Annotated in this window: 27 protein-coding genes and 1 riboswitch; of the genes, 14 read left to right on the top strand and 13 right to left on the bottom strand. The window is 38.7% G+C overall.

Annotated elements, in window-relative coordinates:
• Nucleotides 1-6: 6 nt before the first annotated feature.
• The 3 genes from ACRPLQ_RS13405 to ACRPLQ_RS13395 form a co-directional block, all read right to left on the bottom strand.
• Nucleotides 7-1,362: a hemolysin family protein gene (locus ACRPLQ_RS13405; RefSeq protein WP_033578338.1), complete on the bottom strand. Its 1,356-nt coding sequence runs from the start codon at nucleotides 1,360-1,362 to the stop codon at nucleotides 7-9.
• 59 nt (nucleotides 1,363-1,421) lie between these two features.
• The gene (locus tag ACRPLQ_RS13400; protein WP_376185069.1) at nucleotides 1,422-1,787 is read right to left on the bottom strand and encodes a MerR family transcriptional regulator; all 366 of its coding nucleotides are present in this window, start codon (nucleotides 1,785-1,787) and stop codon (nucleotides 1,422-1,424) included.
• A gap of 228 nt (nucleotides 1,788-2,015) precedes the next feature.
• On the bottom strand, nucleotides 2,016-2,216 hold the full coding sequence (locus tag ACRPLQ_RS13395) for a hypothetical protein (protein ID WP_430158575.1): 201 nt from the start codon (nucleotides 2,214-2,216) through the stop codon (nucleotides 2,016-2,018).
• A 147-nt stretch (nucleotides 2,217-2,363) separates the two neighbouring features.
• On the opposite strand from ACRPLQ_RS13395, the gene gloA2 reads away from it, so the two are divergent.
• Complete coding sequence (gene gloA2, locus ACRPLQ_RS13390; protein ID WP_014461134.1) at nucleotides 2,364-2,762, top strand: SMU1112c/YaeR family gloxylase I-like metalloprotein; 399 nt, start codon at nucleotides 2,364-2,366, stop codon at nucleotides 2,760-2,762.
• A 5-nt stretch (nucleotides 2,763-2,767) separates the two neighbouring features.
• Entirely contained in the window at nucleotides 2,768-3,634 is an 867-nt protein-coding gene (locus ACRPLQ_RS13385; protein WP_140450289.1) for a gamma-glutamylcyclotransferase, read from the top strand.
• A 156-nt stretch (nucleotides 3,635-3,790) separates the two neighbouring features.
• Here the strand turns inward: ACRPLQ_RS13385 and ACRPLQ_RS13380 are convergent, their stop codons facing one another.
• The gene (locus ACRPLQ_RS13380) at nucleotides 3,791-4,666 is read right to left on the bottom strand and encodes an aldose 1-epimerase family protein (protein WP_367077395.1); all 876 of its coding nucleotides are present in this window, start codon (nucleotides 4,664-4,666) and stop codon (nucleotides 3,791-3,793) included.
• 141 nt (nucleotides 4,667-4,807) lie between these two features.
• Between ACRPLQ_RS13380 and ACRPLQ_RS13375 the strand changes: the two genes are divergently transcribed.
• On the top strand, nucleotides 4,808-5,254 hold the full coding sequence (locus ACRPLQ_RS13375; RefSeq protein ID WP_016763336.1) for a YndM family protein: 447 nt from the start codon (nucleotides 4,808-4,810) through the stop codon (nucleotides 5,252-5,254).
• Between the two features lie 35 nt (nucleotides 5,255-5,289).
• Here the strand turns inward: ACRPLQ_RS13375 and lepB are convergent, their stop codons facing one another.
• From lepB to ACRPLQ_RS13360, 3 genes are all read right to left on the bottom strand, one after another.
• Entirely contained in the window at nucleotides 5,290-5,841 is a 552-nt protein-coding gene (lepB, locus tag ACRPLQ_RS13370) for a signal peptidase I (protein ID WP_176344411.1), read from the bottom strand.
• A gap of 190 nt (nucleotides 5,842-6,031) precedes the next feature.
• On the bottom strand, nucleotides 6,032-6,367 hold the full coding sequence (locus ACRPLQ_RS13365; protein WP_014461129.1) for a LapA family protein: 336 nt from the start codon (nucleotides 6,365-6,367) through the stop codon (nucleotides 6,032-6,034).
• A gap of 280 nt (nucleotides 6,368-6,647) precedes the next feature.
• Nucleotides 6,648-7,400, bottom strand: coding sequence for a M48 family metallopeptidase (locus tag ACRPLQ_RS13360; RefSeq protein WP_028414208.1), 753 nt, complete (start codon nucleotides 7,398-7,400; stop codon nucleotides 6,648-6,650).
• Between the two features lie 261 nt (nucleotides 7,401-7,661).
• Between ACRPLQ_RS13360 and ACRPLQ_RS13355 the strand changes: the two genes are divergently transcribed.
• The 5 genes from ACRPLQ_RS13355 (at nucleotide 7,662) to ACRPLQ_RS13335 (ending at nucleotide 13,376) form a co-directional block, all read left to right on the top strand.
• Nucleotides 7,662-8,906, top strand: a complete 1,245-nt coding sequence (locus ACRPLQ_RS13355; RefSeq protein ID WP_432236049.1) for a methyl-accepting chemotaxis protein — start codon at nucleotides 7,662-7,664, stop codon at nucleotides 8,904-8,906.
• A 206-nt stretch (nucleotides 8,907-9,112) separates the two neighbouring features.
• The gene (locus ACRPLQ_RS13350; protein WP_165635647.1) at nucleotides 9,113-9,619 is read left to right on the top strand and encodes a GNAT family N-acetyltransferase; all 507 of its coding nucleotides are present in this window, start codon (nucleotides 9,113-9,115) and stop codon (nucleotides 9,617-9,619) included.
• A 47-nt stretch (nucleotides 9,620-9,666) separates the two neighbouring features.
• The gene (locus ACRPLQ_RS13345) at nucleotides 9,667-10,821 is read left to right on the top strand and encodes an amidohydrolase (protein WP_165635648.1); all 1,155 of its coding nucleotides are present in this window, start codon (nucleotides 9,667-9,669) and stop codon (nucleotides 10,819-10,821) included.
• A 63-nt stretch (nucleotides 10,822-10,884) separates the two neighbouring features.
• Nucleotides 10,885-10,986: riboswitch (SAM riboswitch) on the top strand.
• Nucleotides 10,987-11,053: 67 nt separating this feature from the next.
• On the top strand, nucleotides 11,054-11,296 hold the full coding sequence (locus tag ACRPLQ_RS13340; RefSeq protein WP_028414204.1) for a hypothetical protein: 243 nt from the start codon (nucleotides 11,054-11,056) through the stop codon (nucleotides 11,294-11,296).
• A 466-nt stretch (nucleotides 11,297-11,762) separates the two neighbouring features.
• Nucleotides 11,763-13,376, top strand: coding sequence for a M20/M25/M40 family metallo-hydrolase (locus ACRPLQ_RS13335; RefSeq protein ID WP_432236048.1), 1,614 nt, complete (start codon nucleotides 11,763-11,765; stop codon nucleotides 13,374-13,376).
• An 18-nt stretch (nucleotides 13,377-13,394) separates the two neighbouring features.
• On the opposite strand, the gene ACRPLQ_RS13330 is transcribed toward ACRPLQ_RS13335, so the two are convergent.
• On the bottom strand, nucleotides 13,395-14,192 hold the full coding sequence (locus tag ACRPLQ_RS13330; RefSeq protein WP_432236047.1) for a VOC family protein: 798 nt from the start codon (nucleotides 14,190-14,192) through the stop codon (nucleotides 13,395-13,397).
• Between the two features lie 180 nt (nucleotides 14,193-14,372).
• Nucleotides 14,373-14,768, bottom strand: a complete 396-nt coding sequence (locus tag ACRPLQ_RS13325; protein WP_432236046.1) for a CotG/ExsB N-terminal domain-containing protein — start codon at nucleotides 14,766-14,768, stop codon at nucleotides 14,373-14,375.
• Between the two features lie 113 nt (nucleotides 14,769-14,881).
• Here ACRPLQ_RS13325 and ACRPLQ_RS13320 point away from each other — a divergent pair, with 113 nt between their 5' ends.
• Entirely contained in the window at nucleotides 14,882-15,328 is a 447-nt protein-coding gene (locus ACRPLQ_RS13320) for a GNAT family N-acetyltransferase (protein ID WP_432236045.1), read from the top strand.
• Nucleotides 15,329-15,584: 256 nt separating this feature from the next.
• Here ACRPLQ_RS13320 and ACRPLQ_RS13315 read toward each other — a convergent pair whose 3' ends face one another.
• Nucleotides 15,585-16,754 (bottom strand): MFS transporter, encoded by a 1,170-nt coding sequence (locus ACRPLQ_RS13315; RefSeq protein WP_033578350.1) that lies wholly within the window; start codon nucleotides 16,752-16,754, stop codon nucleotides 15,585-15,587.
• A 175-nt stretch (nucleotides 16,755-16,929) separates the two neighbouring features.
• Between ACRPLQ_RS13315 and ACRPLQ_RS13310 the strand changes: the two genes are divergently transcribed.
• Nucleotides 16,930-17,124 carry a hypothetical protein gene (locus ACRPLQ_RS13310; protein WP_033578351.1) on the top strand — a complete coding sequence of 65 codons (195 nt, stop codon included), beginning with the start codon at nucleotides 16,930-16,932 and terminating at the stop codon, nucleotides 17,122-17,124.
• A 33-nt stretch (nucleotides 17,125-17,157) separates the two neighbouring features.
• On the opposite strand, the gene ACRPLQ_RS13305 is transcribed toward ACRPLQ_RS13310, so the two are convergent.
• The 3 genes from ACRPLQ_RS13305 to ACRPLQ_RS13295 form a co-directional block, all read right to left on the bottom strand.
• On the bottom strand, nucleotides 17,158-18,459 hold the full coding sequence (locus ACRPLQ_RS13305; RefSeq protein ID WP_013055916.1) for an NCS2 family permease: 1,302 nt from the start codon (nucleotides 18,457-18,459) through the stop codon (nucleotides 17,158-17,160).
• A 219-nt stretch (nucleotides 18,460-18,678) separates the two neighbouring features.
• Nucleotides 18,679-19,629 (bottom strand): sensor histidine kinase, encoded by a 951-nt coding sequence (locus ACRPLQ_RS13300; protein ID WP_205664458.1) that lies wholly within the window; start codon nucleotides 19,627-19,629, stop codon nucleotides 18,679-18,681.
• 17 nt (nucleotides 19,630-19,646) lie between these two features.
• Nucleotides 19,647-20,345 carry a LytR/AlgR family response regulator transcription factor gene (locus ACRPLQ_RS13295; protein WP_016763353.1) on the bottom strand — a complete coding sequence of 233 codons (699 nt, stop codon included), beginning with the start codon at nucleotides 20,343-20,345 and terminating at the stop codon, nucleotides 19,647-19,649.
• 175 nt (nucleotides 20,346-20,520) lie between these two features.
• On the opposite strand from ACRPLQ_RS13295, the gene ACRPLQ_RS13290 reads away from it, so the two are divergent.
• The 4 genes from ACRPLQ_RS13290 (at nucleotide 20,521) to ACRPLQ_RS13275 (ending at nucleotide 23,381) form a co-directional block, all read left to right on the top strand.
• Nucleotides 20,521-21,258, top strand: a complete 738-nt coding sequence (locus ACRPLQ_RS13290; protein ID WP_047751424.1) for an ABC transporter ATP-binding protein — start codon at nucleotides 20,521-20,523, stop codon at nucleotides 21,256-21,258.
• Between the two features lies 1 nt (nucleotide 21,259).
• Complete coding sequence (locus tag ACRPLQ_RS13285) at nucleotides 21,260-22,426, top strand: ABC transporter permease (protein WP_165635653.1); 1,167 nt, start codon at nucleotides 21,260-21,262, stop codon at nucleotides 22,424-22,426.
• A gap of 172 nt (nucleotides 22,427-22,598) precedes the next feature.
• On the top strand, nucleotides 22,599-23,027 hold the full coding sequence (locus tag ACRPLQ_RS13280) for a phosphotransferase (RefSeq protein WP_321201894.1): 429 nt from the start codon (nucleotides 22,599-22,601) through the stop codon (nucleotides 23,025-23,027).
• A 9-nt stretch (nucleotides 23,028-23,036) separates the two neighbouring features.
• A complete protein-coding gene (locus ACRPLQ_RS13275) occupies nucleotides 23,037-23,381 on the top strand; it encodes an aminoglycoside phosphotransferase family protein (RefSeq protein WP_321201895.1) in 345 nt (114 codons plus the stop codon).
• The last annotated feature ends 80 nt before the right edge of the window (nucleotides 23,382-23,461 follow it).

Below are 23,461 nucleotides of genomic sequence, written 5' to 3'. Positions count from 1 at the left end.
TTTCTATTATGCTTGTGTAACTTCTTGTTCTGGTGAATGGCTTTCAGGCTGCACGCGTTCTTCCTCAGGAAGGGCACGTACTTCCACTTCTTTCATTTGGTGACCGTCCATTTCTTTTGCAATAAACTCGTATCCAAAAAGTTTGAACGATTCGCCTTCTTGAATATCGATATTTTGCATCAGCATCCAGCCGCCGATTGTATCGATATCATCGTTTTCAATTTCGATATGAAGCACTTCGTTGACTTCTTCAAGCAGTACTTTTGAGTTAAAGACAAAGTGCTGATCGCTGATTTTTTGAACAAGCGGCTTTTCATCTGTATCAAACTCATCTCGAATTTCTCCAACGATTTCTTCTAAAATATCTTCAACGGTAACGATACCAGCCGTACCGCCGTACTCGTCAATCAACACGGCCATATGCGTACGTTTCTTCTGCATCGAGCGCAGTAGGTCTTGAATCGCTACGGTTTCAATTACTTGAATAATAGGATTCATATAAAGCTTCACGCTTTGCTTTTTTAACGCATCGTTAATTACGACATCGTTTAGAATCTCTTTGACGTTGACTAAGCCGATAATGTTATCTTTGTCTCCATCAACGGTAACAGGGTAACGGGTGTAGCGGTCTTCTACAGCAAGCTTTAAGAAATCTTCAATGCTGTCATCTTCAGAAACAGCTGAAATTTCTGTTCTTGGTACCATGATTTCACGAGCAACACGGTTATCGAATTCAAAAATGTTGTTCACGTACTTATATTCAGACTGGTTAATTTCCCCGCCTTTAAAACTTTCTGATAAAATAATGCGCAGCTCTTCTTCACTGTGCGCAAGTTCATGCTCTGAAGCTGGCTTTAATCCAAACATGCCAGTTAACAAACGGGCAGAACCATTTAGTAACCAAATGAAAGGGAACATGATTTTATAGAATAAAATTAACGGACGAGCAAACAATAACGTAACTGTTTCAGCTTTTTGAATCGCAAATGTTTTTGGCGCTAATTCACCAACGACTACGTGAACAAACGTTACAAGCGCAAATGCGATAATGAATGAAAGAATATGTGTTAAAGATGCAGCAACACCCAGTTCTTCAAACAGAGGTTCCAAAATCTTCGCAACAGTCGGTTCTCCTAACCAACCGAGTCCTAAAGCAGTAATCGTAATACCAAGCTGACACGCAGATAAATACTCATCTAAGTGTGTCGTTACGGTTTTAACCGCATTCGCTCCTTTTTTGCCTTCAGCAACAAGTTGATCTACCCGTGAACTACGAAGCTTCACAATTGCAAACTCTGAAGCAACGAAAAAAGCAGTGAGTACAATTAAAATCGCAAAAATAATTAAGTTAATGGTTATCAATGAATATACTTACTTTATAGTGCTATAAAGTAAGTAAACACCTCCTGTAAATAATAAATTTACGACAGCAGCAGCAGTAAAGAGTGCAAAAGAGTGACGCTTTCTGGTGAGAGCCGATTCATCATTACTTTTCGGTCTTCTTCATTCAGCTTTTCCATAAGCGGTGCAACTTCTTTTAAACTGTCGTTTAGTACGTAAAATTTGGATGCTAATTCGTCTTTGTAGTGGCTATTCTCGGATTGCTCTACAGAAAAGAGAGAAGAAATCTCTTCAAGAGAACGGCCTTCGCTTTTTAATTTTTCAATTAAGTAAAGACGTTTCAGCGCTTCTTCGTTATAAAAGCGATAGTTAGAAGCAGAGCGTTCTGCTTTTAACAACCCAATGTTAGTATAATAGTCAACCGTGCGCTTCGTTACATGTGCCATCTCTGCAAGTTCGCCAATTTTGTATGTCGCAACCCCATCAGAATACCACCTCCTTTAACTATGTCAACCATCACGTGATGGTTTTTATCTACGCAACTATTTATCTTTTATCCTATCGTAATTAAGTATACGCGCGTAAGATCAAAAAGTTTCATTTTTTTATTAGCATTCAGTATATCTCAAAATAAGGTAGTTTGACAAAGATTTTATAAAAAAAACTCGCTTACATTAAGCGAGTTTTTTAGTAGGATGACGTACGATAATGTGCATGCGTTCATACACATATTGAATACGTTCAGTATATTCTATGAACTCAGAGCTCATTGGAGATAGCTGATCAGCAATACGGTGCATAATAGCAGCTTCTTCTTTTAACGAATCTAAATTTTGAGTTCGGTCAATTCTGGCTTTAAATGTTAACGAAATCATGTTATTCACCTCGTTGTTATATTACTTGTTATGAGACACTATGTCCGTGACTTTTATCACTCTAGTCAAAGGTGATAACGTAATTATTTGATGTTTGCCGGCATTTTGTGTAGGATGATTAGAAAAGGGTTTTTATGGGAGAATGAAATGAATTTAAAACGAATGCACCACGTAGCCATTATAGGAAGTAATTATGAACGTTCAAAAGCTTTTTATGTAAATGTGTTAGGATGCAAGATTATAGAAGAAACATATAGAAAAGAAAGAGATTCATATAAGCTAGATTTAGAAGTAGCTCCTGGCTATCAAATTGAGTTGTTCTCGTTTCCAAATCCGCCACAGCGTCCTTCAAGACCTGAAGCGTGCGGCTTACGCCATTTAGCTTTTGCGGTTGAAAGCGTAGAGGATTCCAAGCGTGAACTAGAGCAGCAAGGGATTGATGTGGAACCTATTAGGGTAGATGAACTAACGGGAAAAAAATTCACATTTTTTGCTGATCCGGACGGGTTACCGCTAGAGCTTTATGAAGAGAAAGAGGGGGAATAAGGAGTATGTGCAATTATTTATTCGTATACGGAACGCTTCTTGAAGGAGAAGGTAATCACGGGTTGCTGCATCATGCGCGCTCAATTGCCAAGCAGGCAAAAACGAAAGGAAAATTATATGATACTAAGCAAGGCTATCCGATGCTTGATATCGACAGTGAACACATTGTATACGGAGAAGTATATGAAGTGACCGATCAGCTTATGTGGAAGGCGCTTGATGAATTAGAAGGGTACATTCACGAAGGTCATAAAGACAATGAATATGATAAAGTTGTGCAAACGGTTGAAACGGACCAAGGTGAATTTGAAGCCGTTGTATATGTAGCAAGAGACCGTTCTCTGCTGCAAGAATTTATCCCAGGCGGAAACTGGCGCGTATGGAAAGAAGATTTATTAGAAGGCATGCTGTATTTTGCTTACGGTTCATGTATGGATAACGATCGTTTTATTAAGCACGGCGTTGATCAGCATTTCCAAGACTGTCTTGGCAGAGCTGTTTTTAAAGGCTATACGCTTCGGTATAACCACGTTATTCATGACGGAGGACGTGCAGACATGGTTGAAGAAGGCGGAGTTGTTGAAGGCAAACTGTACCGCGTGCCGCCCGAAGCAATTACGTATTTGTATGGCAGAGAAGGGGTAGATAATAACGGCTATCGTCCTGCTATTATTTCTGTCGAGCATGAAGGTAAGATGGTGGATCATGTTCTTACTTTTTTTGTGTTAAATAAAGAAAAAGAAGTCGCACCTCCGGATCACTATTCGACTGAAATTATTCGAGGAGCAACAGGTGTACTCAGCGAAGAATACGTTCAGAAGCTAATAGAGCAAGTACATGCGCTAAAAAATAGCGATGTTGTAAATAATTAATATAAAAAGACGCAGAGACAAAAGTAGTTTAGCTGAAGAAAGCTCCGAACGAGTAATCGTTCGGAGCTTTTCATTGTTATGGTGAACGCAGTCCAGATCATTGACCCCATTTGTTCGTCTCAAGGTTGGATTGATTTTGTTATGTTCTCTGTTGCATTAGCTAAAGGAAACAGAGAATTCTGTTTGAAATACACCGTCTTTTGATAAACGGTTGATGCCTAATTTTTCTTTGAAATTTCCGTTGTGGTCATGCGTATCTGCAATTCCAAACCAAGGTTCGATGCAAAGAAAAGGAGCGATTGTATGATTTTCTGCATCATACTTTGACCAAATACCGACATAAGGGAAATCATTAAACTGAACGTTAATTTGATTTTCATTAACCGGTGATTTAATTGTAATTCCGTCAATATGGCTAAAAATTAACGCGTCATTTGCAAATAAATCTGCGCTTAGCGGCAGCTTGTGCAAGTTTTCTGCAGCCCCTTTTTCATGAATAAGAGCGTCTTTTAATACAAATTCCTTCGGCGTAGTTTCAGAAGGCTCTATTTCTAAAAAGTAATCAGAAATCTGCTCGTTTTCACGTAGCGGAATACGAAAAGCAGGGTGGGCTCCAATTGAAAAATACATATCCTCTTTATCTGCATTTACTACTTTCCACTGAAACGTTAATCGATTGTTTTCCAGACGGTAGCTAATTTCAACTGAACATTCAAATGGATATACGTCTTTAAACCGGCCGTTTGTGGCAAATTTCAGCCGTGCTGTTTCGTTTGTTTGCTCAATCACGGTGAAAGTAGAATCACGTAAAAAACCGTGCTGAGGCAAAGAGTATTCGCGCTGATCAACGGTATACTGATCATTTTTTAATCGGCCTACGATTGGAAACAATACGGGCGATACTCGTCCCCAATAAGCGGGGTCTCCGCTCCACATAAACTGCAGGCCTTTTTCTTTATGAAATACTTCTACAACTTCCGCTCCTTTTTCTTCAACGCTGACTTTCATTTCGCTATTTTCTAGTACAATCATTACAACATCTCCCAAATCATTGTTGTACGCTCGAGCTGTCTCAAACGTACTGGCTTTGCTTATATTATACCCTTCTTGGCAAAAAAGGTATTAATTTCCCTATTTTTGTTCAAATTAATATAGAAAAAGGAGGGTTCAAATATGAATCATGCAACATTATTGCTCATTAAATTTGCAGCGGCACTTATTGCGTTTGGTATAGGCCTTGATTTGTTTTTTGATGCAACCATCGGAGACATTATTTCTTTTAGCTTGTTAACGACAGTTGTGACATATCTAGTAGTGGATCGAATTGTACTGCCTCGAGTGGGAAATCGTGATGCCATTATTGTTGAATTTGTTCTAACGTATATGAGCGTATGGATTTTTGGCACATTGTTATTAGACAGTTACGTTCAAATTGCTTGGGGAAGTATTATTTCTGCAGCTATTATTACATTTGCTGAAGTTTTTGTTCACCGCTACTTATTCAACCATATTGAAACAAAGCATACAGCGAGAACGCGCCCGGCTTTTAAGCGAAAACTAGCGTATGACACAGAATTTGCAGAAGAACAGCATGTAGAAAATAAGGAAAATCCAAAATAAAAAGAAAGCTCAATTTTGAGCTTTCTTTTTATATGTTAATGCATAAAAGTCATTTCTTTTAAAGGCCAGTATTTCATGTTGACTTCTCCCATGATTGAAGAAATGGGAGTGAGGCCAAAATGTCTTCCGTCCCGGCTTATGCGTCTGTTGTCACCTAGCACTAATACGTATCCATCCGGTATCGTGCCGTCTGGAGACAGTTCGTACGTGGAAAAGTTTTCAGTAAATCGCTCGTAAGCGGGCACTTTGGATAAATATTTATGAAGATGCGGCTCTTTTTTGACTTTGTTATTTATATATAGAACATCATCTTTGTATTCGACCGTTTCTCCTGGTAAGCCCACAATCCGCTTTACTAGAAAATCACTGCTATAGGGAGCTTGTAACACGACAATATCAAAGCGCTCCAGCTCGCTGTGTTTGTTAATAATAATTCGATTGCCTTCGTGCAAAATAGGCTTCATAGAATCGCCTTTTACAGTGTAGGGCTGAAACCAATAGTGCTGAACGACAACAGAAAGCAAAACGGTGCCGAGGATGACGCTTGTGTATGTAAGAATTTCACGCTTTATTTTTTTATTGATCATAATGGATGAACACCTTCTTAACGGTAAGACTATCAATTTAGGTTTTTCATAGAGATATAACAGTGTTGATTGTACCATTCAGAACTAAAGTTTTCCATATCTATCTGTTTATGCGTGTATCCCGAAAATATGCTTGGCGGAACAAAAAATGAAAAAAGCCGTTATTCTAGAAAATAACGGCTTTTCTTTATTATAACTGAGCGCGCTCAGTTCGAGTAGCTGGTTGATTTGGTTCTTCTTCCACAACAGGCTCAACAGGCTTATGCTGCTTGATTTCTTCTTCCAGTTCAGCAATTCGCTTGTTTTTCTGTTTCACTTGTCCTCTTAGTTGAACAATTTTCACAAAGCTCAATGAAGCAGCAACAACTCCTCCAAACACAGCCGTTGTTAAGATGATTAAAATAAGAGGCCATTTTTGTGAACCAAATACATAGTTAAATTGTACAGGATCGTTGTTAATTACAGCTAAAACAGCAATGATAAGAGCAAATATAAGTCCTAAAATAAAAAAGCTCTGTCCTTTCATAAGCTGCACTTCCTTTCTTTTACAACTTTTATAGCAAAACTGCTTACCTTAAGTGTTTGCCATCTTGCTTATAGGTATACGTATCCACATTTAAACAAAATCAAACATTTTCTTGATTATATATATCTTTCTTTTAAAAGACAATATATCGATTGGTGTAGAAACTTTGACATGTCCAAAGACCTGGTAGAGTGGAATTTCTGAGGGGAGGGAGTGGGTATAATACTTCATTGTCATAAAAAAAGCACGCGTTCGCCGCGTGCTTTTTTTATGTATAAACTTAAAATGCGTTTAGGGTGTTATCGCTTAACCACTGTTTGCGTTCAGCTGCATCTTCGAATAACTCATCTGCATTTGTAAATTGAGAAGCAATGACATATTCAATTGTTGCAAGAGGAGCTGTTAGCAAACGCCAGTTTAATACAATTGTATTATCTTGAGTCGTAGCGTATTCTTCACCTAACTCGTCCCACTTAACAGATTCAGGAGCATTGTCAGCTGCTTTTTTAACAGATTTCAAAGCTTCTTGGAATTTTTCACCTGCGCGGCCTTGGTACCATTCTGTTAATAGTTGTCCAATACCTTCATTTGTTTGCTGCTCGTTCCAGCTTTCAGGTACTGTAGCAATGAATTTTGCACGGAATGTCATTTCAGCCTTTGCTACATCTCCACGAACGATGTTTAAGCGGTATTGACGCCCTAGGTAAGGGAATTTGTCTCCTTCTTCAAAAGAACCAGTTTTAGCTGCAGAAGCTGCTGCTTTAGGAGCCTCTTTTTTAGCTGTTTCTTTTTTTACTGCTTCTTTCTTTGGAGCAGCTGGCTTTTCCTCAGCTGGTTGTGAACCGTTTAGTTGTTTTAAAATCCATGTTGCTTTGCGTGCGATGATTGAACGCACATTGTTTTCATTAAGACCTCTTGGGATAATAACTTTTACCCCTTCTTTGTCACAAATTTGCACCGTGATATCGGTTCTATTTGGAACGACTTCAATTTTGTAGTCAATTGTTTGATTGCCTGTTTGATACGTATACATAAAATTTTTCGTACTCCTTTCTACAAATCTTCATTTTATAAGCAAAGGTAGAGTTTGGTCAAATGAAAGAATAATCAGACAGTTATCAACTGCTGTTGCAGCGCCTTGCAGGAAGATATGTATTCCAATATTTAGTGGAAAAGCGCCAATAATAATTGTTTCAATTCTTCTTTAGTTTTTACAAAAAAATATAAAAATATGCCGATACTACTAATATAGATTAGACATTCTATGTCTTTAGATTGTATAGGGGATGAAAAAATGAAAAAAGCTTTTCAAAGTTTACGCATGAAAATGCTATGTATGATTGCAGCCATGATGGCCATAACATCTACTGTAATTGAAGTAACCAATTATTATCTTATTGTGAAACAAGAGCAAGCAGCTTCGATTACGCTAGTGATTACATTTCTGTTTGTTTCTTTTACAACTACCGTGTTCTATTTTATCATACGTCGCTACATAATTGCGGTTGAAAATTTGTCAAAAACAATGAAAGGGATTTCAAACGGCGATTTATCTGTAGATGTTGTTCCTTTGAAAGGGAAAAATGAGATTAGTACACTCATATCTTCATTTAATGAAATGATGACTCACATGAGAATACTGCGTCAGAAAATAAGTAAAACAAAGAGCACGGTCAGTCATTCCTCAGAGCAATTGCTTGTAAGCATGGAGGAAACAAAAACAGCTGTGACAGAAGTTACGATGTCTATTCAAGAAATTGCTGCGGGTTCTGATAAGCAGTTGCTAAGTGTGGTTGAAACCGAGCAGGCTATGGTGGATATGGCCAAGCTGCTTCAGAAAATGACTGATCATTCTTCAAAGGTACAACAATCGATGAACAGAGCCTCTGAACATACTTCTACCGGAAATGTTGTGGTGAAAGATGTGACGAATCAAATGAATAAAATCTATGAAACCGTTAAGATATCGACCAGTGAAGTAAAGGGACTCGAAGATCGTTCCGCAGAGATTGGCCGCATTATTAATACGATTACAAGAATTGCTGAACAAACAAATCTTCTTGCACTTAATGCTGCTATTGAAGCTGCAAGGGCTGGAGAACATGGAAGAGGTTTTGCTGTAGTGGCAGGGGAAGTACGTAAGCTAGCGGAAGAATCTAAAACGTCCGCTATACAAATCAGTCATTTGTTAAAAGAAATTGAAGTACAGGCAAAGCGGGCTTATCGAAACATGGAAGTGAATACGGAAGAAGTCACGCTTGGTATTGCCACTGTCGAAGATGTAACGCAACAGTTTTCCACAATTATGGAAGATGTCTTTGCCGCTCAAGAACAAATGAACAAAATGACAAAGGCAACAGGAGAGATTGATGGGTATTCGTTTAAGGTAATGGAGTCTGTCATGGCCCTTTCGGAGGTTGCTAAACAAGCAGCTGCTTACGCTGAAGAAGTAGCTGCGGCTTCACAAGAGGAGTTAGCATCTATAGAAGAACTTGTGATGTTGGCAGCTAATTTAAAAGCTACGGTAAGTGAGTCCTGAAGTCTATCTTGATATGTACGTAATACGCGCAGTTTTCTGCGTGTATTTGTTTTATTTATATCTTTTATAGAAAACGATAAATAGAATTGACACGTTATCAAAGCAGTTGTATAGTGAGTACGCAAGGCGGCAGTCTGCCTTTTTTAATTCTTAGTAAACTTATAAGTTAAATAAAATATTTAAGTACTATATAAGGAGACAAAGAGATGAAAAATGAATTCCGTTTGGCAACAAATGACGACGCGGATAACTTATTGAACTTAACTCTACAAGCATATAAGCCTATTCGAGAGCTAGGCATTCCTTTCTTAGCAGCTACTGCTGATCTTGCCCTCGTTAAGAAAAATATTTCTCAAAACCTTTGCTATGTATACGAAGAAGATAAAAGAATCGCTGCCACTATATCTATACGAATGCCTTGGGGAGAACATCCAGGTCCGTTTGCTGTTCCGCATTTTTGGTGGTTTGCAGTGGACCCGTCGTTTGCCAGGAAAGGCGTTGGATCTAAGCTGCTTCATCTAGTAGAGGAAGAGGTAATAAAAAATACGTTTAAATCGCCAGGTGTGTCTTTAGGAACAGCAAAAGAACATCCTTGGTTAGTTGAGATGTATGAACGAAAAGGATATGTTCAAGCTAAAGAAAAGCACCTTGCAGAAAGCTATACGACCGTATTTCTTTATAAAAAATTCAATGAGGTACACTCTTTGTCGTAAAAGATAGAGAAGTGGTCTAAATTAAGAAATGTGAAAGAGTGATAAATATGACAGATCAATTACTACTAAATACGCTAATAGACATACGCCGTGAGCTGCACCGGTTTCCAGAGCTTTCAATGAAAGAATATGAAACAACTAAACGTATTAAAAAGTGGTTAAAGCACTACGATATTTCTATAGCGGATGCATTCCATTTAGACGTGGGAGCAGTAGCGGAAATTGTGGGAGGAAAGCCGGGACCTACTATCGCTATTCGAGCTGATATTGATGCGCTGCCAATTGAAGAAAAAACCAATCTGCCATTTGCTTCTGAAGTGAACGGTGTTATGCACGCATGCGGCCATGATTTTCATACGGCTTCTATAATCGGAGCAGCCATTCTTCTCAAAGAGCGTCAGCAGGAGCTTTGCGGTACGGTTCGATTTATCTTTCAACCGGCCGAAGAAACGGCTTCTGGGGCAAAAATGCTCGTTGAAAAAGGTGTGCTCGAAGGAGTAGAAGCGATATTTGGGATGCATAACAAACCGAATCTTCCTGTAGGAACCATTGGTGTCAAATCGGGACCTTTAATGGCAAGCGTTGATCGTTTTGAAATTGACGTCAAAGGAGTAGGCGGTCACGCAGGTATTCCAGAAAAAACAGTAGATCCGATTGCTGTTGCTGGTCAAATTGTTACTAGTTTACAAACCATTGTCAGCCGTAATCTCAGCCCATTTCAAAATGTTGTTGTCAGCATAACTCAAATCCACGGAGGGAGCTCGTGGAACGTCATTCCTGACAAAGTAACGCTTGAAGGAACGGTGCGTACCTTTCAAGAAGAAGCGAGAGAAAAAATACCGGCTCTTATGAAACGATCTGCTGAAGGGATTGGAGCAGCTTTCGGGGCTTCAGTAGACGTTAAATGGTATCCGTATCTTCCTGTAGTAAACAATGATGATACGCTGGAAAAATTGGTTATTAACGCTGCAGAGAATCTTAGTTATCAAGTCGTAGAAGCTGAACAATCGCCTGGAGGAGAAGATTTTGCCGTATATCAGCAGCGTGTACCAGGATTTTTTGTATGGATGGGTACGGCTGGAGAATATGAATGGCACCATCCTTCTTTTTCATTAAATGAAGAGGCATTACTTGTAGCAGCTTCTTATTTTGCTAATCTAAGCTTTGACTTTTTGAATTCATTCCATTACCAAAAAAATTAAAATATTTTTATTTTTCTATTTACGCGGATGGAATTGTTTGATAAAATAAATTTTAAATTAAAAAAGTTATCACGAGTGGACGAGAGATCTGGCTCTTTGACTCCACAGCAACCTACGAATGTAAGGTGCTCCTACCAGCAAAGCATGTGCTTTGGGTGATAAAACGGGTGAAAAACTCATTTTGCATCAAAGCAAAATGAGTTTTTTTATTTTTCTAAAAGGAGAGGGTTTTATGAGTCATACAGCAGTTGCAGCACATACAGGAGAGAAAGCATTAAAGGAAGCCGTAAAATTATTAGGAAAGCATTATCAAGTAGCTTATCGTGAATTAGAAACATTTTATGAAATTGTGGTCGAAAACCATGTTCGTACATATGCTGTAGGCATAGATATTAAAGATGTACAAAAAGCAAATGAACTAGAAATTTATTCATCATGCTGTTCCAAGCTTGAGCGAGTAGGCTGTCTTTTATAGAAGTCTGCTCGCGCCTCTATTTTTAAAGTGTTTTTAAATAGAAAGCATGTTTTTTGACAATTGAAGAATCTGGTGGGTATAATCATTACTCACTAGGTTTCAAAATTAATCATAAATTGTCGAAATTTTTACACAAATTAAAGGTTACATTCGAAATGAATTGTGGTATGTTATAAAACAAGAATATTTTATGAAAGGAGCATTGAAATGGAAATGTCTCTTGAACATGGAAACGATGCAGGAAGCGAACAGCTTATTGATCGTATCCTAGACTTTTTAGAAGATGACGAAAAGTAAAAAAAAGAGTGTGCGGTGCTAGCCCTAGCCGCGCACTCTTTTTTTATCATGTGCGTCAAGGAAGCGCATACTATGATACATAGGGATAGAATGAAAGGGTCTCTGTCAAAGGGATTGACGAATCGTTTTGTTTGATGGAAAATTTAGAAAAAGGAAAGAGATGAAGGGTATGTCGAACAAAACATCTTTGTATCAAACAAAAGAACAGTTAAAGAAGCTTGTAAGCGAATTGGTTTCTATACCTAGCGTGACAGGAACGATGGCAGAAGTGGAAATGGCTGAATCGATAGCGTCGTATTTATTGAAGCTGCCTTACTTTCAAAAAAACGAGCAAGTTGAGCTTCATTCAACAGGAGACGGGCGATCGATTGTCACAGCTTTTGTTGAAGGGAAAAATACGAATAAAACAGTTGTATTAGTCAGTCATTACGACGTAGTGGATGTACAAGATTATGGACAGTGGAAAAAGGATGCTTTTCACGCTGATACGTTAACGAGTACTTTTTATAATGATATGGAACAAGTTCCGGCGCACGTACAAAAAGATATGATAAAAGGAGACTGGCTTTTTGGCCGAGGAACGATGGACATGAAAGCAGGTATTGCTCTGCATATCAGTATGATTGAACGAGCATGCAACGGAGAGTTTGACGGAAACATCCTGCTTCTGTCGGTACCGGATGAAGAAGTAAATTCGCTCGGAATGAGAAAAGCAGTGCCTGTTCTTTTAGAACTTGCGTGCAAACATCAGCTGGATTTTTCTCTCATGCTAAATGCAGAACCAGTGTTCAGCCGCTATCCTGGTGATCAAACGAACTATGTGTACTCAGGATCGATTGGCAAGATCATGCCAAGCTTTTTGTGTTATGGAAAAGAAACTCATGTAGGGGAACCGCTAGCTGGTTTGAATGCTAATTTACTAGCTTCTTATTTAACAAAAGAAATAGAACTAAACGTTGATTTTTGCGAAAAAGTAAGAGATGAAACGAGTCCACCTCCTACTGTGCTGATACAAAAAGATTTAAAAGAAGAGTATTCCGTTCAAGTTCCGCACTCTGCCGTTGTATTATTTAATTTATTTATGTTAAACCGCTCTCTTAAAGAAGTAACAGATCTGCTGTTGAAATCGGCTGACAAAGCGGCTTTGAATGTAAAAAAACATTATAATAAAGCTGCTCGGCAGTACGCTGTGGGAATGGAGGGTTCATCCCTTGACGTGAACGTATGGACGTATGAAGAACTTTATACTCATGCAGTCAAACAGCACGGTAAAAAATATGTGCAAGAAATGGAAGCGGCACTTTTGGCACAAGAAGATGATGACAGAAATAAAACCATTAAATTAGTAAACTCTTTAGCTGGTTTATGTAAAGAAGCAGCTCCGATGATAGTCTTATTTTTTACGCCGCCTTTTTACCCGGCCGTTTGTTCACATGATGATCTCTTTGTACAAAAGATTTTGTCAAACGTACAGGCAGCTGCCAAAGAGCAATTCCAAGTGGAGCTAGTTGAACAAAGTTATTTTGGTGGAATTTCGGATTTAAGCTATGCCAGCCTGCAGCACCCGCTTCATACATTTAACACGTTAGTAGCCAATATGCCTCTATGGAATAAAGGATATCATATCCCGCTAGAAGAGCTAGAGGAGCTGAAGATGCCGGTGCTGAACATTGGACCGCTGGGAAGAGATGCGCATCAATGGACCGAAAGATTAGACGTTCAGTATTCCTTTGAGATTTTGCCTCACTTCATTTATCAAGCTATAAAAGAAGCACAGAAATAAACATCCGCCCGCGGATGTTTATTTGTTGAATTTAAAAGAAGCTCCTTGTACGGTAATTTGTTGCGGTGTTAGAGCGTGATCCAATTCAACCAAAAATGGACGCTCTCCAACTTTTTTTAATGTATCGTGGACAACACCTTGTGTTCCGCTGCAAAAAATAAGGTTTCCTTTATTGACATATAGTTTTTGACAACGTGCATCAAGTAAAGAGTCTTTGTAGCTTTCGCCAGCCTGAACGTCCAGCAGTTTTGTCCATTTGCTGATGGATTCTTCAAGGTTATGTACAGCACAGTAAATGTTTTTTAGCTGCAGCTGACCGGCTTGATGGGAAGAAAGAGCAGCTAGCTTTGGCTTGCGTTTTTCTTCTGGTTCACCCCACTCAATAAAGAAAGGAAAAGGGAGGACATCATGGTCATCTTCAATAAAACACATTTGCCATTGAAGTCTTTCTTTATCATTAGTTTGACGAGACCCCGCTACAGGGCCTTTTACAGTGTAGCCCTTGTCTTTCAGCTCGGTTATGAGCAAATCCGTATCATCTGTACGAAGGGCAAATCGCCCAAAATGACCAAACGGCGTATGTTCGTTAACAAGCTGCTGAATAAGATCATTATCTGTAACTGTTTGAGCTAATGCGATATCTGTAAGCCCAAGCCACTCAATATAGCTCAGGTGAAAATAAGCCAACGTGTTAAAAGTGCCCCATTTTTCATGGGTACCGCCTTTAATAACATTGATTCCGTATTCGTTTAGTTCTTTCTGAGCTTTAATAGGATCAGGTGAAAAATGAACAAGATGATCAAAAGATAAGTGCATGGGTAGGCCTCCTTTTAAGAGAGATTCTTTCCCACTATTATACTTTGTTTTCTTTTTTAAGAAGAGTAAATTATACTTTGTTTTCTTTTTTAAGAAGAGTAAAACGAATGATTATGTAAAATAAAAATCTTGAAAAAAGCAAGCCGCGTATGTTTTAGACTCGGCTTGCTTTAGAGTTAGTTAGCGACGGCAGCCATGCCCTTTAAAGCAGCAGCCAAATGATTTATTAAACCATGGATATGAGCAGCAAGGTGAACCGCAGCGACAGCGGCGACGGCTAGAACGGCGAGTAGAACGGCGAGTAGTGCAGCGAGTAGAACGGCGAGTAGTGCGACGAGTAGAACGACGAGTAGAACGGCGAGTAGTGCGACGAGTAGAACGGCGAGTAGTGCGACGAGTAGTGCGGCGAGTAGTGCGACGAGTAGAACGGCGAGTAGTGCGGCGAGTAGAACGGCGAGTAGAACGACGACGAGAACGTCTGTGAAGAGCAGTTGGCTCTTGGTACATAAATGTTTCAAGCTCAGTAGAAGCAAGTGCTTCTGTTGCTTCTCTAATTCTTTCAGCAGTGATATGCATATAAACACCTCCTGGCTAATTCGGTACATAATACAATATGTACAAGGAAGGTGTTTGGATATAGTGAAAACATGGAATTTGTCTAAATTTGTGAAAGAAATGGAGTGGTTTTCATGCTTCAAATCCTCGAACATCAAAGAGTGGATATCGCTCTTCAAATAGTAGCTGTGCAAGTAGAAGCTTATCAAGAAGAAGCAAGGCTCATTAGCTTTTCAGATATTCCTCAGCTTACAGAAAGCAAAGAAGATGTTATGAAAAGCAAGGAAGTGTTTATCGGAGAAATAATTGAAGGTAAGCTAGCAGGCGTGCTGTCGTTTGAAAAAGAAAATGAGCGATTAACGATTTGCCGCCTTGTTGTGCGTCCTCGTTACTTTCGAAAAGGAATCGGAAGCCGTCTTTTAACATATGTACTTCAAAGATATTCAGAATGTGAGTGTATAGTTTCCACAGCCGAAAAAAATACACCTGCGATTAAGCTATACGAAGCTCATCGGTTTTCAATTATAAAACACACTGCAGCTGCGGATAATCTTGTGTTAGTAACGATGAAAAGAGATTGAGACATAGCTAGATTAATCCAAAGACTAACAAATTGGCTACATGAGCTAGTAGGAATCGGCTGTTGATTTCCCTACAAGGCTTCGCTTTCCGCAGGAGTCTTCGCCTTGCCCTCCAATCACCAGCTAGAAGTACCTACATACATGAAACTTACGTTTACCATAGCAATAAAAAAATCCGAACGCGTTGGATTCTCCACCAAGAATCTCGATTCATCGTTCGGATCTTCCTTCAGCTAAAATACTTTTGTTTCAGCCTCTATGATGATAGTGTTTGCTCAGAATAATCTAGAGCTGTATGACGCTGAATCAGCAGTAAAGCAGCTAAAGTGACAACTGCTCCGATAATAAAAGGCAGCGTCATATTGAGTTTAAAGGCAAATGCACCAAGCAGAGGGCCAAAAATACGCCCTAAGCTATCCATTGAGGCAGTTAACCCTGAAGCAGAGCCGTATCCTACTTTGGTTCTCATCGTAATTAATGAGAGGACACAAGGACGAATAAGGGCATTTCCTGCTGTAAATATGCACAGAAATAAGGTAGCATTAACGGCACTAGAAGATAACAAAATAGACGTAAATCCTATTGCTGAAACCAATAAGCCAATAGCCATCAGTTTTTTTTCATTTCCTTTTTTAAATCGCTGCAGTACACCGCCTTGAATCAGGGCTTGAGTTAAACCGCTCGCCATAAACATCCATCCGATTGTCGTGGGAGTAGCATTGATTTTCGCTATTTGAAAAAATTGAAAAGTAGCTTCTAAACCAGCGAGCGTAAAAGTAGCTAAAAATGAAAGAACATATAAATACTTCATAGCTCCTTGAAAATCTGACGTGAAGTCATGCCATCTGGATGTCTGTATTTTGGCAGCAGGTTCTTTTCGTAACGATTCTTTTAACGTAAAGAATGAGAACGCTGTCATAATCAGTGACAAGATACCAGAGATAACGAAGGGAACAAACAAGCCGAAAGACGAAAGGACACCGCCTAATGCCGGTCCAAAAATAAAGCCTAAGCCAATTGACATCCCTAACAGTCCCATTGCTTTCGTGCGGTTTTCTTCATCTGTACTATCAGAAGCGTATGCAAAAGCACAAGGAATAACAGCTCCTGCAAACAAACCTCCGATGATGCGTGACGTATACATCAGAGTCAGAGAGTTTTCTGCCACCGAAAAAAGAAAAAAGCTTGCGCTAAAGCCAAGTAAGCCCCAAAGTAAGATGGGACGGCGGCCTTTTATATCGGAAAGCTTCCCCCAAAAAGGTGCGGTAATAAAAGATGCGATCGAATAGCTAGCCATTAGTATCCCTAAATTGACCGTGCTTGCACCCGTGGCACGAATAACTTCAGGTACGATGGGGATGATCACTCCAAAGCCGACAAATACCATAAAAATAACAAACATTAACGTTCCAAGCTGTTTGTTCATATGCAATTAAGCCCCTTTCTCTGTAGAACATGCCGTGAGTTTAGTATACCAAATACAAAGACGTTTTTTACGTATATTTGGTAAAAAGCGCTTTATTTATAAGTGAAGAAAACATGTTAATATTTACCTGTTGCGTTGAAGCTGATACAATTAAAAGAAAAGGGACGTGAAGCAATTGCCAATATGGATTGTATTTGCTGGGATCATAGGCGGTCTTTTAGGATTTGGGGCGCTAGTGGATTATATAGCTAAAAAGAGAAGTGTCGAGTTAAATCCAGAAGAAGGGATAAAGAATGCTTCTGATGCAGAACAAATCTATGTGGAAAATTACCTTTATCAAACAAAAGAAAATAACAATCACTTTCAATAAAAAAAAAGCTTGGAGAGAAATCTCCAAGCTTTTTTAATGCGGTAAAAAGATGAGCTGATAGAGAAATAAAACAGCAAAGACATACACAAGCGGATGAACTTGTTTGCCTTTTCCTTTTACCAGCTTCATTAACGGATAAGAAATGAAGCCAAGCGCAATTCCTGTTGCAATACTTGATGTAAGAGGCATCGCTAGAACAACTAAAAAGGCAGGGAACGCTTCATCAAAGTCGTTCCAATTAATTTTAGCTACAGCACCCATCATCAAGCTTCCGACAATAATTAATGCAGGTGAAGTAATAGCTGCTACACCAGAAACCGAGCTTACAACCGGGCTAAAGAACGCTGCCACGATAAATAGAATGGCTACCGTCACGCCCGTTAGACCTGTACGTCCGCCTGCTGCTACACCAGATGAAGATTCAACGTAAGCGGTTGTTGGGCTTGTACCAAATAAAGCTCCAATCGTTGTACCAAATGAGTCAGCAAGCAATGCTTGACGCACGCGAGGCATCTTATTACCTTTCATAAGACCGGCCTGTTGAGCTACGCCTACCATTGTACCTGTTGTATCAAAAATCGTCACAAGTAAGAAAGAAAAAACAACTGTGTACAAATCATGATGAATAACATCTCCAAAAGCAGCAAAAGGATTTGAAATCATTAAGCCATCTGGAAGGTGAGGGGAAGCAAACAAACCTTTATCAAATGAAAGCTGTCCTCTAAAGAAAGCAATTAATCCGGTAATAATCATACCGAAGAATAAAGCGCCGTTTACATTTAGCGTATATAAAATGATTGTAATCGCAAGTCCAATCAGTGTTAAAACTACTTTCTCAGACTGCAAATCACCAAGTCCAATTAAATTTGATTTATTTGCAACAATAATACCGGCTGAACGAAGCCCGATAAAAGCAATAAATAAACCGATACCAGCACTGATCGCGTGCTTTAAATTGTTTGGAATAGCTTCAATTAATTTTTCACGAAACGATGTTAACGATAGGATGATAAAGATAATACCCGCTACGAATACAGCTGAAAAAGCAGTAGCATAGTCGATACTTCCATTTGAACCAACAACTAAAGCAGCAAAGTATGCGTTCATTCCCATACCGGGAGCAATAGCGATTGGATAGTTAGCTGCAAGAGCCATCCATAGCGTAGCTACGACTGCTGAAATAATAGTAGCTGTAAATACTTGATCAAAAGGAACGCCGGCGCTGGACAAAATAACTGGGTTCACAATGACGATATAAATCATGGTTAAAAACGTTGTAATACCAGCTAAAATCTCCGTTTTAGCATCCGTGTTATATTCTTTTAACTTAAACATAAGTAACCTCCAAAAATAACGAACATTAAAAGCAACATGATATATAATATTCGTTTTTTACTTGAAATGCAATAGATTTGCATATAAAAAATCAAAAACTAAAAAAGTGACTATAAAAGAGCTAAAATAAGTGTGAAATATTTCTTTTTTTCGGTGCTTTTTATAGTGTGCGCGTATAGAAGAGGCTCATACGAAAAAAAGCCGCTTAGGCTATAGCGGCTATGTTGCTTGTTTTGAGGAAACGACTATCGGAAATTTTATTTTAATGGAAAGAGTTAAATCGTGATAGGTATATTCCAAGCGTCCTTGGTAGTTGGAAACAAGTTCAGAAATGATCCACGTGCCAAGGCCTTCGTGGTGTTCTTTCTTTTCTGTCACATGAAAAGAAGTAAACAAGTGATCTTGACGCTCTCGTGATAAAGGAGCGGTAGAATTGCTGACTTCTAAAATGTAAATGCCACTTCGAATCATACTCGAAACGGTTATCTCTTTTTTCTCAGAAGAATGAGCGGCTTCTAAAGCATTATGCAGTAAATTCATGATGAGATTCATTTGGTCAAGGTGCTTTAAAGGCAGCTGTGATAACGGTGAATCTAATTGAACATTCATATGTATTCCCCACGTATGTGCTTGATTCTTGCTTTGATGTACAACAGAAGCAACGTGCGAATGTTCACCTTGAATATATGAATGGGTATCATTCAAAGCTTCAACGTAATCTTGAATATACTCTTGTGCCTGCTGTCTTTGGTTTGTTTCTAGAAGATAGGATACGGCGCTGACATGTTTAATAAAATCATGTCTTTCAGCTCTTAACGCTTGAAAAAGCTCATTGTTTTTTTGAATTTCACGTGAAGCACTGCTTTCCCGGTTAGCGACGAATATGTATTGTTGATAAGACGAAAACATGTCGGTCATGTAACCAATCATTGCGATAACGGTTAGGACAATACTAAGAGGTGAAGATAGGCTAAATAAAAGCAGAAAAAAAGACGTCAGTACGATTGCTTTTTTTATCGTTAGTGAAGGAGCCGTTTGATATTTCTTTCTCCATATAAAAAATGAACCAATTATAAAAGAACTAAGTAGGAGATGTAAACTAACAGGCAGGTCTTTAAAAAAGAGGAGCACGAAAACAGTTAGTAAAACTAGTGTGTAAAATAGTTTCATTTTAGATAGTCCCTCCTTTAAAAGTACTCTTTTTGCAAGATGTCTAAATTTGTTTTCGTGATTAAAGCTGTTTTTTCGGTGCTTTGAAACATCACGGAGTAGGAGTGCTTAGTATACAGGGAGAAATTTTGAATATAGGAAATGTTGATAATAAAAGCTCGATGCGACCTTAGAAAATGACTCGCTGTTAATTCTTTTTCAATTTCGTTTAATGATTGATAGGTACTAAATTCTCCATTTGTCGTTATGATGGTGGTAGAGCGACCCGTTCGCTCTGCAAATATAATATCTTGTTTGTTCAGCACTTGCATTTCGGTTTTTTGTTTTAAAATAAGCTTATCTCTTGTATCAGTTGATTGTTTTTTTTGATGAAAACGCTGAATGCCTTTTAACAGACGCTCTTTAGAATAAGGCTTCATAATGTAGTCCAAAACGTTGAGTTCAAATGCATGAACGGCAAAGCCGCTGTGCCCAGTGACAAAGATGACTTGAATATCAAGTGCGTAAGCATTGATAAAGTCTGCAAGCTCATAACCTGATAGCTTTGGCATTTCAATATCTGTAATTAATAAATCAATTTCATTTTTTTTAATTTCGTTATAAGCTTCCTCCGCGCTGCTAGTCGAAAAAAGTATGTCTATATCATCTTCTCTTTCTAAAGAAATCCTCAATTTTTCTAAATCATATGAATGATCATCCACTAATCCTACCTTCATAAATAAAAACCCTCTTTGTTTCATTCTATTGGATCTTACCACACTATTTTACCATGATTTACAAGGTGGGAAGGACGTTTCGCGACATAAAAAACCCTCTTTATGACAAGATGGAAGATGCTGTATAAAAAATAAGCTAAGATAGAGTCAATCACAGTAAAAGGGGAGAGCGGATATGATTGAAATCAAAGGTGTGACGAAATATTTTAAAGAGAAAAAGCAAACAATTGCAGCTGTTCAAGATATTCATGTAACCATCGCACAAGGAGAAATTGTAGGACTATTAGGTGAAAATGGAGCGGGGAAAACAACTCTTTTACGTATGCTGTCGACTGTACTTGAACCATCGGAAGGCCATATGTTCATTCACGGAATTAACATTCATAAACAGCCTGATAAAATAAAGCAAAAAATCGGCGTCCTTTTTGGCGGTGAAACAGGTTTATACGACCGTTTGACTGCGCGTGAAAACTTAGCTTATTTTGCTAAGTTTTATGGAATGAGCAAACATGAAACAAAGATAAGGATTGAGGAACTGGCCAAACGTTTTGGAATGAAAGACTACTTGGATCGCCGCGTCGGAGGCTTTTCAAAAGGAATGCGTCAAAAAGTAGCCATTGCACGCACTATTCTTCATAACCCGGACGTTATCCTATTTGATGAACCGACTACAGGATTAGACATTACATCAGCAAACATGTTTCGTGAACTTATTAAAAGTCTGCAAAGAGAAGGAAAAACGATTGTTTTTTCCAGTCACATTATGGAAGAAGTGGAGATGCTGTGTCAGTCTATCATCATGATTCATAAAGGAAAAATGATTTATCAAGGAACAAATGAACAGCTGTATAAAGAAGAGGAAAGTACAGACTTAAACTACATCTTTATGTCGCGTATCGTGAGGGGGGCTTAATATGATTTGGCATATTTATAAAAAAGAGTTGATTGATTGTTTGCGAGATCGCAAAACGATTATCTTTAGCGTGTTGATTCCGATTTTATTAAATGTAGGGATTATCTTTTTTGCAGACAAAATGATGGCTAGTGATCAAACAGATTCCATGTCTGTAGCTGTTACAAAAGATTCTGATGCCAGTGTGATCGACTGGTTAAAAAACGATGACAATATTAAAGTAATTGAAAGCAGAAATCCACTCAGTGCTGTAGAACAAGGGAAAGCGTTAGCGGCGTTAAAGCTACCAGACGATTTTTCTTCAGAAGTGCGTAAGATGAAATCGCCAGAAGTTACTGTTTATACGGATTCAGCGAGCATGAACTCAGGTGCTACCGCAGAGTATATACAAAATATACTGAATAAACATCGAGAAGCTATAGTTAGCGAACGCTTAGACCAACTAAATGTGAATAGTCAAACGATAGCTCCGTTTAATGTGGTTGAAAAAGGAGTGTCTAAAGAAGATGACGGCTCTTTAACAATGATTGCGATGTTTGCGCCAATGATTATCATTATGGGCGTTTTAGGTGGCATTCTTCCTTCTGCCAATGATATTTTTGCAGGTGAAAAAGAACGGAAGACGATGGAAGCTCTATTGATGGCTCCTGTCAAACGAACGCAATTACTGGTTGGAAAATGGCTTACGATCTCTACATTCGGTATCGTAAGCGGTCTTTTGTCTACATTGGCATTTGTTTTCTCTGTACGTTATTTAACAACTATATTAAATGATGCACTGCAGCTTAAGGGTCATGTTACAACCTTTATCTTCTCGTTTTTAGTCACCCTTACCCTGCTAGCGCTGCTAGGAGCCATAGTATTATGTATCCTTAGCCTTTTAGCAAGTTCGGTTAAAGAAGCGCAGAGCTATACATCTCAAATTGTGATGGTAGCGATACTTCCATACTTTTTACTGATGGGAAAATCCGTACATGAACTGCACCCAAGCGGATTTTTAATTCCTATTTATAACGTATTTGCACTTATGAAACAGCTTCTCTACGGTGTCTATGACATGCAGAGTCTAGTCTATACAATAGGAAGCTTATCGGTTTGTACAGTTGTTTTATTTACGATTGGTTATACGATGTTTACCAAAAGCCGCTGGGTGCTTGGTAAAGGGTAAGAGACTGGGCAAAAGTAGTTTAGTTGAAGGAAGGTCCGAACGAGTAATCGTTCGGATTTTTTTATTGGAATGGTGAACGTAGGTTTCAAGTATGCAGTTAGTTGCTTCTAGCTGTGGGTTGGAGGGAAAGAGCAACAAAAAGAGAATGTAGAAAGAAAGGGGAGTGAGACAGTTGCATCCTATTATAATAGAAGAAATTCCTCATTCGATAAAAAAGTATGTAAAGCAAATCGAAAAAGTGACGTTTCCGAAGCAAGGGTGTACCTCAGATGTTGGTATCCTTCATACGGCTAGAGGGAGATATGTTTTAAAACGGACAAAAAGGGAAAAGTACAGAAAATGGTTATATAAGGAATATTATGTATTAAAAAATATACAGGCACTGGCGGACTTTCAAAGCCCGAGCGCTTACAAGTTTGTTCAAACAGCAGAGGAGAGCTGGATGCTGCTAGAATTTTTTGAAGGAAAGACGGTAAGAGAGTATTTAGAGAAGGAAGATAATGAAAAAAAGCGTGAGCACGTTGTCTATGAAATGGGGCATCTTCTTGCTCGTATTCACAATGCTGAGTGTCCAGAACGATTAGTGAGTAAGCAGCCGTGAATCCACCGAATGCTGCAAGAGGCAGAGTACAATTTAACCCACTATGAGGTATACGGAAATCAACCGCTGCTAAAACAACTGCAGAAGCAAAACATGATATGCAAACAAGAGGTACTTATTCACGGAGACTACACGATTGATAATGTACTTGTACACGACGGTCAGATAACAGCTGTTATTGACTGGAGCGGAGGAACTTTAGGAGACGCTCGTTATGATATGGCGCTGGCTGTTCGTTTTGAAGACGGAATCTTTACAGGTAAAGAGCGCGCGTCTTTTTTTAAGGGATACGGCAAGGGGATTTCACAGAGCGAATTTTGTTATTTTGCAGAAGGTTTATACGAGTTTTTCTAGGGAATAATGACATCATTTTCTTCATTTGTTGAACGTCCACTTTCTTTGACGAATTCATACTAGTTTTGTCACGTATGAAG

Origin of the sequence: Priestia sp. TRN 1309, from assembly GCF_050846875.1 — a bacterium.
Lineage (GTDB): Bacteria > Bacillota > Bacilli > Bacillales > Bacillaceae_H > Priestia > Priestia zanthoxyli.
This window is presented reverse-complemented; position numbering and strand designations above follow the sequence as displayed.

Bases quoted from the DNA above. Each gene is read 5' to 3' on its own strand.
- ACRPLQ_RS13400 (WP_376185069.1), bottom strand. From the start codon at position 1,787: ATGGCACATGTAACGAAGCGCACGGTTGACTATTATACTAACATTGGG.
- ACRPLQ_RS13395 (WP_430158575.1), bottom strand. From the start codon at position 2,216: ATGATTTCGTTAACATTTAAAGCCAGAATTGACCGAACTCAAAATTTA.
- gloA2 (WP_014461134.1), top strand. From the start codon at position 2,364: ATGAATTTAAAACGAATGCACCACGTAGCCATTATAGGAAGTAATTAT.
- ACRPLQ_RS13385 (WP_140450289.1), top strand. From the start codon at position 2,768: ATGTGCAATTATTTATTCGTATACGGAACGCTTCTTGAAGGAGAAGGT.
- ACRPLQ_RS13380 (WP_367077395.1), bottom strand. From the start codon at position 4,666: ATGATTGTACTAGAAAATAGCGAAATGAAAGTCAGCGTTGAAGAAAAA.
- ACRPLQ_RS13375 (WP_016763336.1), top strand. From the start codon at position 4,808: ATGAATCATGCAACATTATTGCTCATTAAATTTGCAGCGGCACTTATT.
- lepB (WP_176344411.1), bottom strand. From the start codon at position 5,841: ATGATCAATAAAAAAATAAAGCGTGAAATTCTTACATACACAAGCGTC.
- ACRPLQ_RS13365 (WP_014461129.1), bottom strand. From the start codon at position 6,367: ATGAAAGGACAGAGCTTTTTTATTTTAGGACTTATATTTGCTCTTATC.
- ACRPLQ_RS13360 (WP_028414208.1), bottom strand. From the start codon at position 7,400: ATGTATACGTATCAAACAGGCAATCAAACAATTGACTACAAAATTGAA.
- ACRPLQ_RS13355 (WP_432236049.1), top strand. From the start codon at position 7,662: ATGAAAAAAGCTTTTCAAAGTTTACGCATGAAAATGCTATGTATGATT.
- ACRPLQ_RS13350 (WP_165635647.1), top strand. From the start codon at position 9,113: ATGAAAAATGAATTCCGTTTGGCAACAAATGACGACGCGGATAACTTA.
- ACRPLQ_RS13345 (WP_165635648.1), top strand. From the start codon at position 9,667: ATGACAGATCAATTACTACTAAATACGCTAATAGACATACGCCGTGAG.
- ACRPLQ_RS13340 (WP_028414204.1), top strand. From the start codon at position 11,054: ATGAGTCATACAGCAGTTGCAGCACATACAGGAGAGAAAGCATTAAAG.
- ACRPLQ_RS13335 (WP_432236048.1), top strand. From the start codon at position 11,763: ATGTCGAACAAAACATCTTTGTATCAAACAAAAGAACAGTTAAAGAAG.
- ACRPLQ_RS13330 (WP_432236047.1), bottom strand. From the start codon at position 14,192: ATGCACTTATCTTTTGATCATCTTGTTCATTTTTCACCTGATCCTATT.
- ACRPLQ_RS13325 (WP_432236046.1), bottom strand. From the start codon at position 14,768: ATGCATATCACTGCTGAAAGAATTAGAGAAGCAACAGAAGCACTTGCT.
- ACRPLQ_RS13320 (WP_432236045.1), top strand. From the start codon at position 14,882: ATGCTTCAAATCCTCGAACATCAAAGAGTGGATATCGCTCTTCAAATA.
- ACRPLQ_RS13315 (WP_033578350.1), bottom strand. From the start codon at position 16,754: ATGAACAAACAGCTTGGAACGTTAATGTTTGTTATTTTTATGGTATTT.
- ACRPLQ_RS13305 (WP_013055916.1), bottom strand. From the start codon at position 18,459: ATGTTTAAGTTAAAAGAATATAACACGGATGCTAAAACGGAGATTTTA.
- ACRPLQ_RS13300 (WP_205664458.1), bottom strand. From the start codon at position 19,629: ATGAAACTATTTTACACACTAGTTTTACTAACTGTTTTCGTGCTCCTC.
- ACRPLQ_RS13295 (WP_016763353.1), bottom strand. From the start codon at position 20,345: ATGAAGGTAGGATTAGTGGATGATCATTCATATGATTTAGAAAAATTG.
- ACRPLQ_RS13290 (WP_047751424.1), top strand. From the start codon at position 20,521: ATGATTGAAATCAAAGGTGTGACGAAATATTTTAAAGAGAAAAAGCAA.
- ACRPLQ_RS13285 (WP_165635653.1), top strand. From the start codon at position 21,260: ATGATTTGGCATATTTATAAAAAAGAGTTGATTGATTGTTTGCGAGAT.
- ACRPLQ_RS13275 (WP_321201895.1), top strand. From the start codon at position 23,037: ATGCTGCAAGAGGCAGAGTACAATTTAACCCACTATGAGGTATACGGA.